Here is a 16104-nt window from a genome sequence, read left to right as displayed (position 1 = left end):
TAACTCCGACACGACACTTTTGAAGCTGTAATGAATTAACCACGCACGCCCCATTCGGGCGGCGGGCTTCGGCCCAGGGGCTCCTTATGGAGCCCTTTTTATTGCTGCTCTTGTAGTGAGCGGGCTTGCCCCGCGCTGCGGTGTGTCAGGTAAGTTTGAGCCGCCTGACACACCGCCGCGCGGGGCAAGCCCTAATGCCAGTCAGTTAAGCGATAGAACGGACGATGAATAACTTGTGGGAGGGGGCTTGCTCCCGATGAGGGTGTGCTAGCCAGCAGTTTATCGACTGACCCACCGCTATCGGGAGCAAGCCCCCTCCCACAGTGACAGCGTTAAGCCTTAACTGACTGGCATTAGGGCGAGCCCGCTCACTACAAAGAGCGCGGTGAGCTCAGCGCGACGCAAGCCCGCTCGCCGCGATCGCATCCACCGCCTCGCGAATCAGTGCCGGCCCTTTGTAGATGAAACCGGAGTACAACTGCACCAGACTGGCGCCGGCCGCGATCTTCTCGGCAGCATGCTTGCCTTCGGTGATACCGCCCACGGCAATGATCGGCAAACGCCCGGCCAGCTCAGCCGCCAGCACCTTGACGATGTGCGTGCTCTTGTCCCGTACCGGCGCACCCGACAGGCCACCCGCCTCATCCCCATGCGCCAGACCCTCAACACCGACGCGGCTGAGGGTCGTGTTGGTCGCGATCACCGCGTCCATGCCCGAGTCCATCAGGGCCTGAGCCACCAGCACGGTTTCTTCATCACTCATGTCCGGGGCAATCTTGATTGCCAAAGGCACGCGCTTGCCATGACGCACCGCCAGGTCTTCCTGGCGCTGGCGCAAGGCTTCGAGCAATTGCTTGAGGGAGTCACCGAACTGCAGGCTGCGCAGGCCCGGGGTATTCGGCGAACTGACGTTGACGGTGACGTAGCTGGCATGGGCGTAGACCTTGTCCAGGCAGATCAGGTAGTCATCCACCGCACGCTCCACGGGCGTGTCGAAGTTCTTGCCGATATTGATCCCCAGGACGCCCTTGTACTTCGCCGCCTGCACCCGCGACAGCAGATGATCGACCCCCAGGTTGTTGAAGCCCATGCGGTTGATGATCGCCTCGGCTTCCGGCAGGCGGAAGATGCGTGGCTTGGGGTTACCCGGCTGCGGGCGCGGGGTCACGGTGCCGATTTCGACAAAGCCGAAACCCAGCTGCGCAAAACCGTCGATGGCCGCGCCGTTCTTGTCCAGGCCCGCAGCCAAGCCGACCGGGTTAGGGAACTCGAGCCCCATCACCGACACCGGCACTTTCGCCGCAGCCTTGCATACCAGGCCATTGAGACCCAGGCGGCCACCGGCACCGATCAAGTCCAGGGACAGATCATGGGAGGTTTCCGGGGAAAGTTTGAACAACAGCTGGCGGGCCAGGGTATACATGGGCGGGCTAGACTCGGATGGCGGCGAAAGGTGGCGGCGATTATAGCCGGGGTCATAGGCCGCATGCGAGGCGTGCGGCCCAATCGTCAGTAGCGATTGGCGACCAACGCCTCATAGCGCGCCCAGATCTTCTGCGCGTATTGCAGGCGCAATGCATCGCGCTTGGGCCCTGCCCCCGCCCCCACGTTGTATGAGCCGACAGCCGTCCAGTTGTAGCCGAAGCGTTGGATAAACTCGGCGAGTATCGAGGCGCCGACCTCGACAGACAGGCAAGGCTCATTCAGCAGCCGCTCTTCGGTGATGCCCAGCTTGCGCAAGCGCGGCAAATGAATGCTGTTGATCTGCATCAAGCCGATATCACGCGTGCCATTACGGTTGGCGTAGTTCATCGCCCCGGCACGATAACCCGACTCGACGGCAGCAATGGCCTGGAGCAACTCCGGTTCGAGGTCATAGCGACCGGCAACCTCCTCCCAGCAATAAGCCAACGCCGTCTGGCTGCCCATCAACAGGCTCAACAACACGGCTTGGCCCCACCGCTTATACATGGCTCAACTGCCCACAGCCCGGACACACGTGCGTCAATCGCCCACGCTCAGACCCTTCAACCTGCACCGGACAGGTAAAACGATAGCCTCGGCCGTAGATCGTCTTGATAAACGCCTTGTCGCCGCGCAAATGCTTGCGCAAGGCATAGATGCAGCGCGTGAGTGACTCCTCAGCCACTTCCCCGCGGGGCCACACCCGCTCCAGCAAACGGTCCTTGGTCACCAGCGTGCCGGCCGAGGCCAGCAGCAATCGCAGCACCTGCCCCTCCTTGGGTGGCAACTGAATATCCGCCTCCCCGCCTGTCAACCGGCCATCAGGGTGCAGGGTCCAGTGAGCAAAGACGAGGGTCTGCGTCGCGAGCTCAATCATCACGGGCATGCGTACCTCTGCATCCGACTACTGACATTCCAATCCTTATTTCCTGTACCGGCTCGCCGCCAACCTCACGACTATAAAAACCTGTCTTACGGCCCGCGTTAGGAAAAAACCCATTCGAACGGCGCTTTTTGGCCACTCCCGGTAAGACAATTCGCTGCCGAGCGAATAAACCACGCTGGTTCACGGAGGCGGCTCGCGCCCGGGTCGGACAAACGCACGCTGCACGCGCTCATACTGCGCCGCAGTCAAGGGCGGCGGCCCAGACGCCGGCGTGGGCTCACCTTGAGCCATGCCCACTCGCCAGACCGAAATCTCATTCGGTCGCTTGGGGACATCCAGTTCGGCAACCAGCTTTTCGATCAGCCGCACCTGGACAGGCTTGCCCTTGATCAACAGGCTGTTGGTATCCGGGTAGGCGGTCAGGGCAAGGCTCCCGTCGGCCAGTAACCTTTTCTGCTCGCTGGACAACAGCGCCAGAATCATTGATGCCATCCCCGGCGAACGCACCGGGTTGGCGCCGGCCCCGTATTGGCGATCCTCCACATGCGTGTTGAACACCTGCACCACTGCCAATGAGAACTTACCCAGGCGCACATCTCGGCGTGGCCGGTCCATCAATTGGGCCAGCCGCAACACTTGCTCGACATAGTTCGGCGGCCCCCACACATAAAACGTGCGCGCCCCGTTCTCACGCAGCGGATAGCGCGACTCATCCAACCCCGTACGCCGCATTGCCCGACGCATCGCGTCGACAGCAATATGGCGCAGCCCTACCGCCAGGCTTCTCGCCTCTGCGGCAGCGTAGACGTACAGCCCTTGCCCATCGCTATGCCAGATCAGGTCTTCCTGCCGGGCCAGCGCCTCCAGGGCCTGTTGCGGCGCGCTGAAATCGAACGTCCCGCTCACCCGTCTGCCAGACGCTTCCCGGCTGGTCACGACAGGCATGCCCAGTGCCACCGACAGCTCGCCCAACAGCGCCTGTAGGCTTTCATCCCTGGCCTGATAAGCCTCGGCCCGGGCCGCGAAACTGCCCAGCAACAGCACCGCGCACAACAGCCCGTTGCGCAACCGGAGGCGGAGCCTCGTTGCAGGGAAATCAGCATGCACCTTGGGTTTTCCTCGGCAGAGCGGCGTTAAGAGGCGGCCATACTGAAAGGCAGGCAGCGCTCAATCTTGATGAAAAACTGACGGCAGCCCGTGGCATGTGCCTTGCTATGCACTCTGTATCTGAGCGCGCACCAACGACGGAGCGGGCTTACGGACAAAGGCGTCGTTACCCTGCAATGGCCTGCGCGGCCATCTGTAGGAACGGCGCTTTTTTGTGAGAGAAAAAGGTAGGTGTTGATGAAGAGTTCAGATCCGCTGGCCTGGGTCAACGGCAGCGACGCTCCGGAAAAAAGCAGCCTCGACCTGGGCTTCATGGCCTTGACCGATTGCGCCTCCCTGGTGGTCGCGGCCACTCAGGGGTTTGCCCAGCCGTATGGGCTCACACTCAACCTCAAGCGCCAGGCATCCTGGGCCACTCTGCGCGACAAACTGGTCAGCGGCGAGCTGGACGCCGCCCACAGCCTGTACGGGCTGATCTATGCGGTACACCTGGGCATTGGCGGCGTAACGCCTACCGAGATGGCCGTGCTGATGGGGCTCAACCAGAACGGTCAGAGCATCAACCTGTCCCCCGCTTTGCAGCAGCAAGGCGTGGTCACTCCTGAGGCATTGGAACGCCACGTGCACCAAAGCCGAACAAAACTGACATTCGCCCAGACCTTTCCCACAGGCACCCACGCCATGTGGCTGTATTACTGGCTGGCGAGCCAGGGCATTCATCCCCTTAAGGATGTCGACAGCGTGGTCGTACCGCCGCCGCAGATGGTCGCGCACCTGCAAGCCGGGCGAATCGATGGTTTTTGTGTCGGCGAACCCTGGTGCGCCAGCGCGGTACAACAGCGCCAGGGCTTTACGCTGGCTACGACCCAGGCGATCTGGCCGGACCACCCGGAAAAAGTGCTCGGCTGCACCCAAGCCTTCGTCGACCAGTACCCCAACACGGCGCGTGTGCTGGTGATGGCCATCCTGGAAGCCAGCCGCTTCATCGAAAACAGCCAGGAAAACCGGCGCTCCACCGCACAGCTGCTCAGCGCCCGCGACTACCTCGACGCACCGCTCGATTGCATAGAGCCGCGTCTGCTCGGTGTGTATGACGATGGCCTGGGCAACCGTTGGCAAGATCCCCACGGGTTGCGCTTTTTCGCCGAGGGCGAGGTGAACCTGCCGTACCTGTCCGACGGCATGTGGTTCATGACCCAATTCCGCCGCTGGGGCCTGCTGCGGGAAGACCCCGACTACCTCGGCACGGCGCGTCAGGTGCAGCAACTGAAGCTGTATCGCCAAGCCGCCCAAGCGGTGGGCGTGCACGCGAACAACGAAGACATGCGCAGCAGCCAGTTGATCGACGGCAAGGTCTGGGACGGCTCCGATCCCGCCGCTTACGCTCGCAGCTTCCGCCTGCACGCCATGGCCGAACCTGCGAACCGCCAGGCTCTGCGCTGACAGGAGGTGCCCGATGTTGCGAATCCTGTTGATCAACGACACCCCGAGCAAGGTCGGCCGGCTCAAGGCCGCACTGACCGAGGCCGGTTTCGAGGTAATCGATGAGTCCGGCCTGACCATCGACCTGCCCGCGCGCGTCGAAACGGTGCGCCCGGATGTGATCCTGATCGATACCGAGTCGCCCGGCCGCGATGTGATGGAGCAAGTGGTGTTGTTAAGCCGCGATCAGCCACGGCCGATCGTGATGTTCACCGACGAGCATGATCCGAGTGTGATGCGCCAGGCGATCAAGTCCGGCGTCAGCGCCTATATCGTCGAAGGTATCCAGGCCCAGCGCCTGCAACCGATCCTCGACGTGGCCATGGCGCGCTTTGAGAGCGACCAGGCCCTGCGCGCCCAGCTCCAGGCGCGTGACCAGCAGTTGGCCGAGCGCAAACGCATCGAACTGGCCAAGGGCATGCTGATGAAAATGAAGCACTGTAATGAAGAAGAGGCCTACACCCTGATGCGCCGCCAAGCCATGAGCCGCCAGCAAAAACTGATTCAGGTGGCGGAACAGATCATCGCCATGAGCGAGTTGCTTGGCTGAACTGGCGCAGCTCTTGCTAAGCATTCATCACAGGTAACCAACGGCGGTTGCCCCTCCACGACAAAGACGTCGCCCACCCGGTTTGCCCTCGCAAACCCGGTGGCGGCGTTTTTTCGTTTTGGCCCCAGCGCATGGGGCGGATGGGGCGGCCACGGTCGGCAGCTCCATCACTCGGCCTTCTTACAGACTCCCAACCGTTGAGGTGCGTGATGAAATCAAGCTTCTGGAAATCCGGGCACACCCCGACCCTGTTCGCCGCGTTCCTGTATTTCGACCTGAGTTTCATGGTGTGGTACCTGCTCGGCCCGCTGGCGGTGCAAATCGCCGCCGACCTGCACCTGACCACCCAACAACGCGGCCTGGTGGTGGCCACGCCGATCCTGGCGGGCGCGGCTCTGCGCTTTGTCATGGGCATGCTGGCCGACAGGCTGTCGCCCAAGACCGCCGGACTGATTGGCCAGGTGATTGTGATCAGTGCCTTGTTCGGTGCCTGGAAACTGGGGATCCACAGCTACGAACAAGCCTTGTTGCTGGGCGTATTCCTGGGCATGGCCGGTGCGTCGTTTGCAGTGGCGCTGCCCTTGGCGTCCCAATGGTACCCTGCGGAACACCAGGGCAAGGCCATGGGCATCGCCGGCGCAGGTAACTCAGGCACGGTGTTCGCCGCCTTGCTGGCACCGGTCCTCGCGGCGGCGTTCGGCTGGAGCAACGTGTTCGGCTTTGCGCTGATTCCGTTGGTGCTGACCCTGATCGTCTTCGCCTGGCTCGCCCGCAACGCCCCTGAACGCCCGAAACCCAAAGCCATGGCCGATTACTTCAAGGCGCTGGGCGACCGTGACAGTTGGTGGTTCATGTTCTTTTACAGCGTGACGTTCGGCGGTTTTATCGGCCTGGCCAGCGCCCTGCCCGGCTACTTCAACGACCAGTACGGCCTGAGCCCGGTGACCGCCGGCTACTACACCGCCGCCTGTGTCTTCGGCGGCAGCCTGATGCGCCCGCTGGGCGGTGCCCTGGCTGACCGTTTCGGCGGGATTCGCACCCTGCTCGGCATGTACAGCGTGGCCGCGATCTGCATCGCCGCGGTGGGCTTCAACCTGCCCAGTTCCTACGCTGCATTGGCGCTTTTCGTGTGCACCATGCTCGGCCTCGGTGCCGGTAACGGTGCGGTGTTCCAGTTGGTGCCCCAGCGCTTTCGCCGTGAGATCGGCGTGATGACCGGCCTGATCGGTATGGCCGGCGGCATCGGTGGTTTCGCCCTGGCGGCGGGCATGGGTGCGATCAAGCAAAGCACCGGCAGTTATCAGATGGCACTGTGGTTGTTCGCCAGCCTTGGCGTATTGGCCTGGTTCGGCCTGTACGGCGTCAAACGGCGCTGGAGAACCACCTGGGGCTCGGCTGCCGTGACCGCCGCGCGCGTCTGATGAGCCTGCAACTGAGCGTCGCCCAGGCCAGCGCCATCGGCCCACGGGCGGAAAACCAGGACGCACTGCGGGTGGTCACTCCCGTGGCGGAGTTGGCCGCAAGCAAAGGCTATTTATGTGCCATGGCCGATGGCGTCAGCCAATGTGCCGACGGCGGCCTGGCCGCACGCTCGACCTTGCAGGCCCTGGCCCTGGACTACTACGCCACGCCGCAAACCTGGGGCGTGGCCCAGGCGCTCGAACGGTTACTGCTCGCCCAGAATCGCTGGCTGCAAGCCAATGGCGGCGGCCAGCCGTTGCTGACCACCCTCAGCGCCCTGGTGTTTCGTGGGCAACGTTTCACCCTGGCCCATGTGGGAGACTGCCGGGTGTATCGCTGGCTCGACGACCAATTGTTGCGCATCAGCGAAGATCACGTGTGGGAACAACCGGGCATGCAGCATGTGCTCAAGCGTGCCCTCGGCCTGGACCAACACCTGGTGCTGGATTTTCTCGACGGCGAACTGCGTGCAGGCGAATGCTTCCTGCTGCTCAGCGATGGCGTCTGGGCCACCCTGGGCGACCACAGCATCCGTGCCATCCTGCGTGAGCAAAGCGATCTCGATACGGCGGTCAATACCCTGGTCAACGCCGCGCACCTGGCCGGCAGCCTGGACAATGCCAGCGCCCTGCTGGTGCGTGTCGACCAACTCGGCGGCGCCACGCTCGGCGATGCGTTGGTGCAGTTGCAGCAATGGCCGTTGCCGCCGCTGCTGAAAGCCGGGCAACGGTTTGAAGGCTGGCAGGTTGAAGGGGTGCTGGCACAAAGTCGACAGTCCTTGCTGTACCGGGTGCACGACACCCAGCAGCAGCCGTGGTTACTGAAAACCCTGCCGCTGGACTGCGACGATGACAGCGATGCGGGCCAGGCTCTGCTGTCGGAAGAATGGTTTCTGCGCCGGGTGGCCGGGCGCGCCTTTCCTGAAGTTCACGCGGCCGGCGGCCGTCAGCATTTGTACTATGTGATGCGTGAATATCCGGGGCAGACCCTGGCCGAGCTGTTCCGGCGCCAGGGCCCTCTGCCCCTGGCCCAATGGCAATCCATTGCCGAGCGTTTGCTGCGCGCGGTGGGCCTGTTGCACCGGCGGCAGATCCTGCACCGCGACATCAAGCCGGAAAACCTGTTGCTGGGCGACGATGGTGAGCTGCGTGTGCTGGATTTCGGCTTGGCCTACTGCCCGGGGCTCTCGGAAGACCGCGCCCACCTGCTGCCCGGCACGCCAAGCTTTATTGCGCCCGAGGCGTTTAACGGCGAACGCCCTACCGCCCAGCAGGATTTGTATAGCGTTGGCGTCAGCCTGTATTACCTGCTGACGGGGCACTACCCCTACGGCGAGATCGAAGCTTTCCAACGCCCCCGATTCACCCAGGCCATCAGCGCCAGCCGCTATCGCCCTGACCTGCCGGACTGGCTTCCGCTCAGCCTGGAGCGAGCCGTGGCGGCGTCACCCGCGCAACGTTATGAAACCGCCGAAGAATGGCTGCTGGTGCTGGAACAGGCCGAGCGCCGTGAGTTGAGCGTGCGGCCACGCCCGCTGCTGGAGCGTGAACCGCTGAAAGTCTGGCAAACCCTGGCGATGCTCTCGTTGCTGATCAATCTGGTGCTGGGCTACTGGCTGCTGCACCACTAGAGGGCGATTCGTCCTCGCCGTTCGACAGTAAACCCAATAAAACCGGGGGTGGGCCAACTTGGCACAGCCACTGCATTAACTGATTCAAGAACATACATATAGCCCGCCCTTCAACGTTGAAGGGCGAGCTTCCCGAGAGAACGGGACCGGACAAAGGCGTCCTCGCTAGATCACTGGCGGGGGCGCCTTTTTTGTTTGCGCACGATTTGTCGAGCCATTGCGGAGAACGACATGAAAAAACTCAAATTGGTCATGATCGGCAACGGCATGGCCGGGGTTCGCACCCTGGAAGAATTACTCAAGCTGAGCAGCGAGCTTTACGACATCACCGTGTTCGGCGCCGAGCCGCATCCCAATTACAACCGCATCCTGCTATCGCCGGTGCTCGCCGGTGAACAGACCTTCGAAGAGATCGTACTCAACGACCTGAGCTGGTACCTGGACAACGACATCAAGCTGCTGCTCAACCGCAAAGTGGTGCAGATCGATCGCGTCAAACGCATCGTCATCGCCGAGGACGGCACCGAGGCAGAGTACGATCGCCTGCTGATCGCCACCGGCTCCACGCCATTTATCCTGCCGATTCCCGGCAACACCTTGCAGGGCGTGATCGGCTATCGCGACATTGCCGACACCCAAGCCATGATCGACACCGCCAAGACCCACAAGCACGCGGTGGTCATCGGCGGCGGCCTGCTCGGCCTGGAGGCCGCCAATGGCCTGATGCTGCGCGGTATGCAGGTGACCGTGGTGCATATCGGCGAATGGCTGCTGGAGCGGCAACTGGACAAGACCAGCGGCCAGTTGTTGCAAACCGAATTGGAAAGCCGTGGCCTGGTGTTTCGCCTGTGCGAACAGACCCAGGCCCTGCACGACGCCGGCAATGGTCGCGTCGGCTCGGTGCAGTTCAAGAACGGCGACATCATCCCGGCCGACCTGGTGGTAATGGCGGCCGGCATCCGCCCCAACACCGAACTCGCGGAAAAATCCGGCATCCCCTGCAACCGTGGGATTCTGGTCAACGATACCCTGCAAACCTATGACCCGCGCATCTACGCCATCGGCGAATGCGCCAACCATCGGGGTACCGCTTACGGCCTGGTCGCGCCGCTGTTCGAACAGGCCAAGGTCTGCGCCAATCATCTGGCCCAACTCGGCTTTGCCACTTACAAAGGCTCGGTCACGTCGACCAAGTTGAAAGTCACCGGTATCGACCTGTTCTCCGCCGGCGATTTCATGGGCGGCGAAGGCACCGAGACCATCACCCTCTCCGACCCGATTGGCGGCGTGTACAAGAAACTGGTGATCAAGGACGACATCCTGGTCGGCGCCTGCCTGTACGGCGACACCGCCGACGGGGGTTGGTATTTCCGGCAGATCCGTGAGAACCACGCCATCAGCGAGATCCGCGATCACCTGATGTTTGGCGAAAACGCGCTGGGAGACGTCGGCCATCAAGGCCAGGACAAGGCCATGAGCATGGCCGACAACGCCGAGGTCTGCGGCTGCAACGGCGTGTGCAAGGGCACCATCGTCAAGGCGATTCAGGAACACGGGTTGTTCAGCGTCGACGACGTCAAAAAACACACCAAGGCCGCCAGCTCCTGCGGTTCCTGCGCCGGGCTGGTGGAACAGATCCTGATCAACACCGTGGGCGGCGCCGCCGACGTCAAACCCAAAAGCGAAAAAGCCATCTGCGGTTGCAGCGACCTCAACCACGGACAGATCCGCCAGGCCATCCGCGACCAGCACCTGCTGACCATCGCCGGCACGATGAGCTACCTGAACTGGCGCACGCCCAACGGCTGCGCCACCTGCCGGCCGGCGTTGAACTACTACCTGATCTCGACCTGGCCCGGCGAGGCCAAGGACGATCCGCAATCGCGCCTGATCAACGAACGTGCCCACGCCAACATCCAGAAAGATGGCACCTACTCCGTCGTCCCCCGGATGTGGGGCGGCGTGACCAATCCGTCGGAGCTGCGCCGTATCGCCGACGTGGCCGACAAGTACAACGTGCCGATGGTCAAGGTCACCGGCGGCCAACGCATCGACTTGCTCGGCATCAGGAAACAGGACCTGCCTGGCGTGTGGAAAGACCTCGACATGCCGTCGGGCCACGCCTATGGCAAATCCATCCGCACCGTGAAGACCTGTGTCGGCAGCGAGTTCTGCCGCTTCGGCACGCAGAATTCCACACAGCTGGGCATCGAGCTGGAGCACGACCTGTTCAATATGTGGTCGCCGCACAAGGTCAAGCTGGCCGTCTCCGGTTGCCCACGCAATTGCTCGGAAGCAGGCATCAAGGACGTCGGCATCATCGGTGTCGACTCCGGGTGGGAGATGTATATCGGCGGCAATGGCGGGATCAAGACAGAAGTCGCGGAGTTCTTCGTCAAGCTGACAACCGCCGAAGAAGTGCGCGAGTACAACGGCGCGTTCCTGCAGTTGTATCGCGAAGAAGCCTTCTACCTGGAGCGCACCGTGCACTACCTGCAACGGGTCGGCATGGAGCACATCAAGAAAGCCGTACTGGAAGACCCGGCCCGACGCCGAGCGTTGAATGAGCGCCTGCAATTTTCGCTGTCGTTCGAACAGGACCCGTGGAAGGAGCGCCTGGAGCAGCCCCAATTGAAAAAGGAGTTCGAGGTCATCCCCGTCAAACAGCTGGAGGTGTCGGCATGAACTGGCTGGATATCTGCGCCCTCGATGAAATCAACGCCCTGGGCTCGCGCATCATCCAGGGGCCTAAAGGCGATATTGCGATTTTTCGTACCAGTGACGATGAAGTCTTCGCCCTCGACGACCGTTGCCCGCACAAGGGCGGGCCGCTGTCCCAGGGCTTAATCTACGGCAAACGCGTGGCCTGCCCGTTGCACAACTGGCAGATCGACCTGGCGTCCGGCGAAGCCCAGGCGCCGGATATCGGCTGCGCCCACCATCACCCCGCCCGCGTGGAAAACGGCCGGGTGATGCTGGCCCTGCGGGACGCAGGTTGATGAACCGCCAGGTTACCGCGTCCACCTGCTGTTATTGCGGGGTGGGTTGTGGCGTGCTGATCGAGCATGACGGCGTACAGATCCTCGGCGTGCAAGGCGACCCGAGCCATCCGGCCAACTTCGGCAAGTTATGCAGCAAGGGCGCCAGCCTGCACCTGACCGGTGACCTGGCTGCCCGTGCCTTGTACCCCGAACTGCGCCTGGGCAAAAACCTGGCCCGTGCGCGCACCGATTGGGACACGGCCCTGGAACACGCCGCCAACGTATTCGCCGACACGATCGCCGAACACGGGCCGGACAGCGTGGCGTTCTACATTTCCGGGCAATTGTTGACCGAGGATTACTACAGCTTCAACAAACTGGCGCGGGCGCTGGTGGGCACCCACAACATCGATAGCAACTCGCGGCTGTGCATGTCTTCGGCAGTGGTCGGCTACAAACGCAGCCTGGGTGCCGACGCCCCGCCGTGCAGCTATGAGGACCTGGAAAGCAGCGACTGCGTGATGATCGTCGGCAGCAATATGGCCTACGCGCATCCGGTGCTGTTCCGACGCCTGGAAGAAGCCAAGGCACGGCGCCCTCAAATGAAAGTGCTGGTGATCGACCCACGGCGCACAGACACCTGCGACTTGGCTGACCTGCACCTGGCGATTTTACCGGGTACGGATGTGGCGTTATTCCATGGGATCTTGCATCTGTTGCTGTGGGAAGACTGGATCGACCGCGACTTTATCCAGGCCCATACCGACGGGTTGACGCCGTTGAAGCGGCTGGTGCATGACTACACGCCGCAAATGGTCGCGCAGTTGTGCGGGATCAGCGTTGAGCAACTGCGCCTGTGCGCGCAATGGGTGGGTACTTCCAGTAGTTTCCTGTCGTTGTGGTGCATGGGGCTGAATCAATCCACCGCCGGCAGTGCGAAAAACAGCGCCTTGATCAACCTGCACCTGGCCACCGGGACCATTGGCCGGCCGGGCTGCGGCCCGTTTTCCCTGACCGGCCAACCCAACGCCATGGGTGGCCGCGAGACCGGCAGCCTGGCGAATCTGTTGCCGGGCCATCGTGAAGCGGCCAATCCGCAGCATCGGGCCGAAGTCGCCGCGTATTGGGGGGTTGATTCATTGCCGCAGCCAACCGGGTTGACCGCGATCGAACTGTTCGAGCAGATCCAGGCCGGCAAGATCAAGGCGCTGTGGGTTGCCTGTACCAACCCGGCACAATCGCTGCCGGACCAGAACCGCGTACGCGCAGCCTTGGCCGCTTGCCCGTTTGTGGTCCTGCAGGAAGCTTTTCGCACCACTGAGACGGCCGCTTATGCTGACCTACTGCTGCCTGCGGCCAGTTGGGGAGAAAAGGAAGGCACCGTGACCAACTCCGAGCGACGTATTTCCCACGTCCGCCAAGCCATCGTCCCACCGGGAGAAGCACGACCCGATTGGGCCATTACGCTGGATTTCGCACGGCGCCTGGAAAAGCGCTTGCGGCCGGGCTTGGCCAGCCTGTTTGCGTTCGAACAACCGGCGCAGATCTTTGATGAGTACAAAGGGCTGACGCGCCATCGTGACCTTGACCTGTCGGGTATCAGCCATGCCCTGCTCGACCGGATCGGGCCGCAACAATGGCCGTTTCCGACGGGTGCGCAATCCGGAACAACGCGCCTGTACAGCGATGGCGTGTTCCCAACCGATAGCGGTCGCGCGCAGTTTGTCGCTGATCCTTACCGTGCGGCCAAGGAGCAACGCGACGCCCGCTTCCCGCTGACCCTGATCACCGGCCGCCTGCGCGACCAGTGGCACGGCATGAGCCGCACCGGCACGGCGGCCCAGTTGTTTGGGCATGTCAGCGAAGCGTTGTTGGGCCTGCATCCGGATGAATTACGCCGCCATCGCTTGAAGGATGGTGATCTGGTCAGCCTGAAAAGCCGCCGTGGCAGCGTGATCGTCGCGGTCAGCAGCGATGACAGCGTGCGCCCAGGCCAGGCGTTCCTGCCCATGCATTGGGGCGACCGCTTTCTCAAGGGTGGCGTCAACACCCTTACGCAGCCGGCGTTTGACCCGTTATCGAAACAACCGGAACTCAAGCACAGTGGCGTGCGCCTGGAGGCAGTACAACTGCCGTGGCAGCTGTTCGCGCTGATCGAAGGCAATGTGCAACAGCACTTTGAGGCGCTGCGCCCGCTGTGCGAGGACTTTGCCTACGTCAGTTTGACTCTGGTCGGACGTGAACGCCCGGCATTGCTGGTGCGCGCCGCGCATGGCGAGGCGCCCGACTTGTCACTGCTGACCCGTATCGACGCACTCCTCGGCCTCAATGACGGCCCTGTCATGGCTTATGACGACCCACGCCGCTCGATCGGCAAACGCGTGAAGATCGAGAAAGGCCGCATCACCACCCTGCGCCTGGCAGGGGAAACCCTGGCGCGGCACTGGTTGCAAAGCCTGTGGCTGGAAGGTCGCGCCGATGATCAATTGCGGCGCTGGCTGCTGGCCCCATTAAGCGCACCGCCGGGTGGTGCGGCGGCCAGCCTCAAGACCCTGTGCAACTGCAAGAACGTCAGCGAAAGCGCGGTATGTGCCGGCATCGCCCGCGGCCTGGGCCTGGAAGGGCTCAAACAAGCGCTGGGCTGCGGCACCCAATGTGGTTCCTGTGTACCGGAAATCAAACGTCTTTTGGCCGGCAACCCGCAGCCATTCGCCATTAATGTGTGAGGAGAAGAACATGAACGCAAAAGTCTGGCTGGTGGGCGCAGGGCCTGGCGATCCGGAACTGTTGACCCTCAAGGCGGTGCGGGCCTTGCGTGAGGCGGATGTGGTGCTGATCGATGATCTGGTCAACCCACAGGTGCTGGAGCATTGCCTGGATGCGCGGGTGATCACCGTCGGCAAGCGCGGCGGCTGCCGTTCGACGCCACAGGATTTTATTCATCGCCTGATGCTGCGTTATACGCGCCAGGGAAAATGCGTGGTGCGGCTCAAAGGCGGCGATCCGTGCATTTTTGGCCGGGGCGGTGAAGAAGCGCTGTGGTTGCGCGAGCGCGGTGTCGATGTGGAGCTAGTCAACGGGATCACGGCAGGGCTGGCGGGTGCGACGAATTGCGATATCCCGTTGACCTTGCGCGGTGTGAGCCGTGGCGTAACGCTGGTCACGGCGCATACCCAGGACGACAGCAGCCTGAACTGGCGGGCACTGGCCGAGGGCGGGACGACGTTGGTGGTGTACATGGGGGTGGCGAAGCTGGAGGAGATTCGTCAGCAATTGCTCAACGCTGGCATGGTCGCCGATATGCCGGTGGCGATGATCGAAAATGCCTCCCTGCCCCAGCAGCGCGAATGCCGCAGCACGCTGGCGCGCATGCATTGGGACGCGCAGGCATTTGCCTTGAAGAGCCCGGCGATTCTGGTGATCGGTAGCGTTGCCGCGGCTGCGCAGGCGGCGTGCATTGCCGTGCCAGCCAGCGCCTGAGGCATATATTGCAGGCAAAAAAAACCCGGCCTGAGCCGGGTTTTTTCTACTACTCAGTAATTACTGAGCAGCTTGAGCTTCTACCGAGGCTTCTACGCGACGGTTGATAGCACGACCAGCTTCAGTTGCGTTGTCAGCAACTGGGCGGGATTTGCCGTAACCAACCGAGCTTACACGGTTAGGAGCAATACCGTCTTTGACCAGAACTTGCTTAACAGCGTCAGCACGACGCTGGGACAGCTTCTGGTTGTAAGCGTCTGGACCTACGGAGTCAGTGTGACCTTCAACCACGGTGGTGGTGTTAGGGTACTGCTTCATGAAGTCAGCCAGGTTTTTCACGTCAGCGTAGCTGTTAGGCTTAACAACGGACTTGTCGAAGTCGAACTTAACGTCCAGCTCAACACGAACAACCTGAGCAACTGGAGCTTCTGGCTCTGGAGTTGGCTCTGGAGCTGGTGCTGGGGTAGGAGCTGGAGCGACTGCGCCAGCGTTACCGCCGAAGTTCACGCCCAGGCCGACCAGTGCGGAGTAGTCCCACTTGCCGTTGTCCAGTGCGTAGTCAGCTTCAACACCGGCACGAGCGTACAGGTTGTTGGTGAAGTAGTACTTCACGCCAGCGCCAGCGATAGCCAGGGTGGACTGGTCGCGACCGCTGTGGCCGTCAGCTTTGACGTTGGTACGGCTCTGGTGACCGAAACCGCCTTCTACGTATGGACGCAGGCTGTCTACGCCAGCTTGACCGAAGTGATACTGGGCAACCAGGCTGCCGGTATCGCCTTTGATCTTCTGGTTACCAGTACCGTCGTTCGAACGGGTGTGGTTGGTAGTGTCGTAGGACAGGTTCAAGGACAGGTCGTCGGTCAGGAAGTAACCGATGCGAGCGCCAGGGTTGAAGCCGTCTTCGATGTGCTTAACGCTATCGTTGTACTGCTTCTTGTAGAACAGCTCGCCTTCAACTGCGCCTTGGCCTTGTGCCAGTGCGCCGAAAGAAGAAGCGGCAATAAGAGTACCAATGGCCAAGCCCAAGGTGTTTTTCAGTTTCATCCGTTAAATCCCCATCTGG

General features: G+C 62.2%; 13 protein-coding genes. 8 read left to right on the top strand and 5 right to left on the bottom strand.

Annotation, left to right across the window (positions count from 1 at the left end):
• Positions 1-391: 391 nt before the first annotated feature.
• The 4 genes from MJP36_RS10110 to MJP36_RS10095 all read right to left on the bottom strand — a co-directional run bounded on the left by MJP36_RS10110 (position 392) and on the right by MJP36_RS10095 (position 3418).
• Positions 392-1423 carry a quinone-dependent dihydroorotate dehydrogenase gene (locus tag MJP36_RS10110; RefSeq protein WP_060756211.1) on the bottom strand — a complete coding sequence of 344 codons (1032 nt, stop codon included), beginning with the start codon at positions 1421-1423 and terminating at the stop codon, positions 392-394.
• 86 nt (positions 1424-1509) lie between these two features.
• Entirely contained in the window at positions 1510-1971 is a 462-nt protein-coding gene (locus tag MJP36_RS10105; RefSeq protein WP_162843523.1) for a transglycosylase SLT domain-containing protein, read from the bottom strand.
• Positions 1964-2350 (bottom strand): winged helix-turn-helix domain-containing protein, encoded by a 387-nt coding sequence (locus MJP36_RS10100; protein WP_244385290.1) that lies wholly within the window; start codon positions 2348-2350, stop codon positions 1964-1966. The genes MJP36_RS10105 and MJP36_RS10100 overlap by 8 nt, the downstream gene beginning before the upstream one ends.
• Positions 2351-2530: 180 nt before the next feature.
• The gene (locus MJP36_RS10095; RefSeq protein WP_244385289.1) at positions 2531-3418 is read right to left on the bottom strand and encodes a secretin N-terminal domain-containing protein; all 888 of its coding nucleotides are present in this window, start codon (positions 3416-3418) and stop codon (positions 2531-2533) included.
• A 276-nt stretch (positions 3419-3694) separates the two neighbouring features.
• On the opposite strand from MJP36_RS10095, the gene MJP36_RS10090 reads away from it, so the two are divergent.
• From MJP36_RS10090 to cobA, 8 genes are all read left to right on the top strand, one after another.
• Positions 3695-4900 carry a CmpA/NrtA family ABC transporter substrate-binding protein gene (locus tag MJP36_RS10090; protein ID WP_060756215.1) on the top strand — a complete coding sequence of 402 codons (1206 nt, stop codon included), beginning with the start codon at positions 3695-3697 and terminating at the stop codon, positions 4898-4900.
• Between the two features lie 13 nt (positions 4901-4913).
• Positions 4914-5489, top strand: a complete 576-nt coding sequence (locus MJP36_RS10085; protein ID WP_060756216.1) for an ANTAR domain-containing response regulator — start codon at positions 4914-4916, stop codon at positions 5487-5489.
• A gap of 209 nt (positions 5490-5698) precedes the next feature.
• Positions 5699-6910, top strand: coding sequence for a nitrate/nitrite transporter (locus MJP36_RS10080; protein WP_244385288.1), 1212 nt, complete (start codon positions 5699-5701; stop codon positions 6908-6910).
• Positions 6910-8580 (top strand): bifunctional protein-serine/threonine kinase/phosphatase, encoded by a 1671-nt coding sequence (locus MJP36_RS10075; RefSeq protein WP_060756218.1) that lies wholly within the window; start codon positions 6910-6912, stop codon positions 8578-8580. Before MJP36_RS10080 ends, MJP36_RS10075 begins: the two co-directional genes overlap by 1 nt.
• A gap of 231 nt (positions 8581-8811) precedes the next feature.
• On the top strand, positions 8812-11265 hold the full coding sequence (gene nirB, locus MJP36_RS10070; protein WP_244385287.1) for a nitrite reductase large subunit NirB: 2454 nt from the start codon (positions 8812-8814) through the stop codon (positions 11263-11265).
• Complete coding sequence (nirD, locus tag MJP36_RS10065) at positions 11262-11579, top strand: nitrite reductase small subunit NirD (protein WP_060756220.1); 318 nt, start codon at positions 11262-11264, stop codon at positions 11577-11579. Before nirB ends, nirD begins: the two co-directional genes overlap by 4 nt.
• A complete protein-coding gene (locus tag MJP36_RS10060) occupies positions 11579-14287 on the top strand; it encodes a nitrate reductase (protein ID WP_244385286.1) in 2709 nt (902 codons plus the stop codon). The genes nirD and MJP36_RS10060 overlap by 1 nt, the downstream gene beginning before the upstream one ends.
• 10 nt (positions 14288-14297) lie before the next feature.
• Positions 14298-15041, top strand: coding sequence for a uroporphyrinogen-III C-methyltransferase (gene cobA, locus MJP36_RS10055; protein WP_244385285.1), 744 nt, complete (start codon positions 14298-14300; stop codon positions 15039-15041).
• Between the two features lie 60 nt (positions 15042-15101).
• Here cobA and MJP36_RS10050 read toward each other — a convergent pair whose 3' ends face one another.
• Complete coding sequence (locus tag MJP36_RS10050) at positions 15102-16085, bottom strand: OmpA family protein (RefSeq protein ID WP_090369289.1); 984 nt, start codon at positions 16083-16085, stop codon at positions 15102-15104.
• Positions 16086-16104: the final 19 nt, after the last annotated feature.

It is taken from the genome of Pseudomonas palleroniana (assembly GCF_022836895.1).
Taxonomy (GTDB): domain Bacteria; phylum Pseudomonadota; class Gammaproteobacteria; order Pseudomonadales; family Pseudomonadaceae; genus Aquipseudomonas; species Aquipseudomonas palleroniana.
This window is presented reverse-complemented; position numbering and strand designations above follow the sequence as displayed.

Excerpts from the sequence above, each read along its gene's own strand:
- MJP36_RS10110 (WP_060756211.1), bottom strand. The coding sequence starts at position 1,423 with ATGTATACCCTGGCCCGCCAGCTGTTGTTCAAACTTTCCCCGGAAACC.
- MJP36_RS10105 (WP_162843523.1), bottom strand. The coding sequence starts at position 1,971 with ATGTATAAGCGGTGGGGCCAAGCCGTGTTGTTGAGCCTGTTGATGGGC.
- MJP36_RS10100 (WP_244385290.1), bottom strand. The coding sequence starts at position 2,350 with ATGCCCGTGATGATTGAGCTCGCGACGCAGACCCTCGTCTTTGCTCAC.
- MJP36_RS10090 (WP_060756215.1), top strand. The coding sequence starts at position 3,695 with ATGAAGAGTTCAGATCCGCTGGCCTGGGTCAACGGCAGCGACGCTCCG.
- MJP36_RS10085 (WP_060756216.1), top strand. The coding sequence starts at position 4,914 with ATGTTGCGAATCCTGTTGATCAACGACACCCCGAGCAAGGTCGGCCGG.
- MJP36_RS10080 (WP_244385288.1), top strand. The coding sequence starts at position 5,699 with ATGAAATCAAGCTTCTGGAAATCCGGGCACACCCCGACCCTGTTCGCC.
- MJP36_RS10075 (WP_060756218.1), top strand. The coding sequence starts at position 6,910 with ATGAGCCTGCAACTGAGCGTCGCCCAGGCCAGCGCCATCGGCCCACGG.
- nirB (WP_244385287.1), top strand. The coding sequence starts at position 8,812 with ATGAAAAAACTCAAATTGGTCATGATCGGCAACGGCATGGCCGGGGTT.
- nirD (WP_060756220.1), top strand. The coding sequence starts at position 11,262 with ATGAACTGGCTGGATATCTGCGCCCTCGATGAAATCAACGCCCTGGGC.
- MJP36_RS10060 (WP_244385286.1), top strand. The coding sequence starts at position 11,579 with ATGAACCGCCAGGTTACCGCGTCCACCTGCTGTTATTGCGGGGTGGGT.
- cobA (WP_244385285.1), top strand. The coding sequence starts at position 14,298 with ATGAACGCAAAAGTCTGGCTGGTGGGCGCAGGGCCTGGCGATCCGGAA.
- MJP36_RS10050 (WP_090369289.1), bottom strand. The coding sequence starts at position 16,085 with ATGAAACTGAAAAACACCTTGGGCTTGGCCATTGGTACTCTTATTGCC.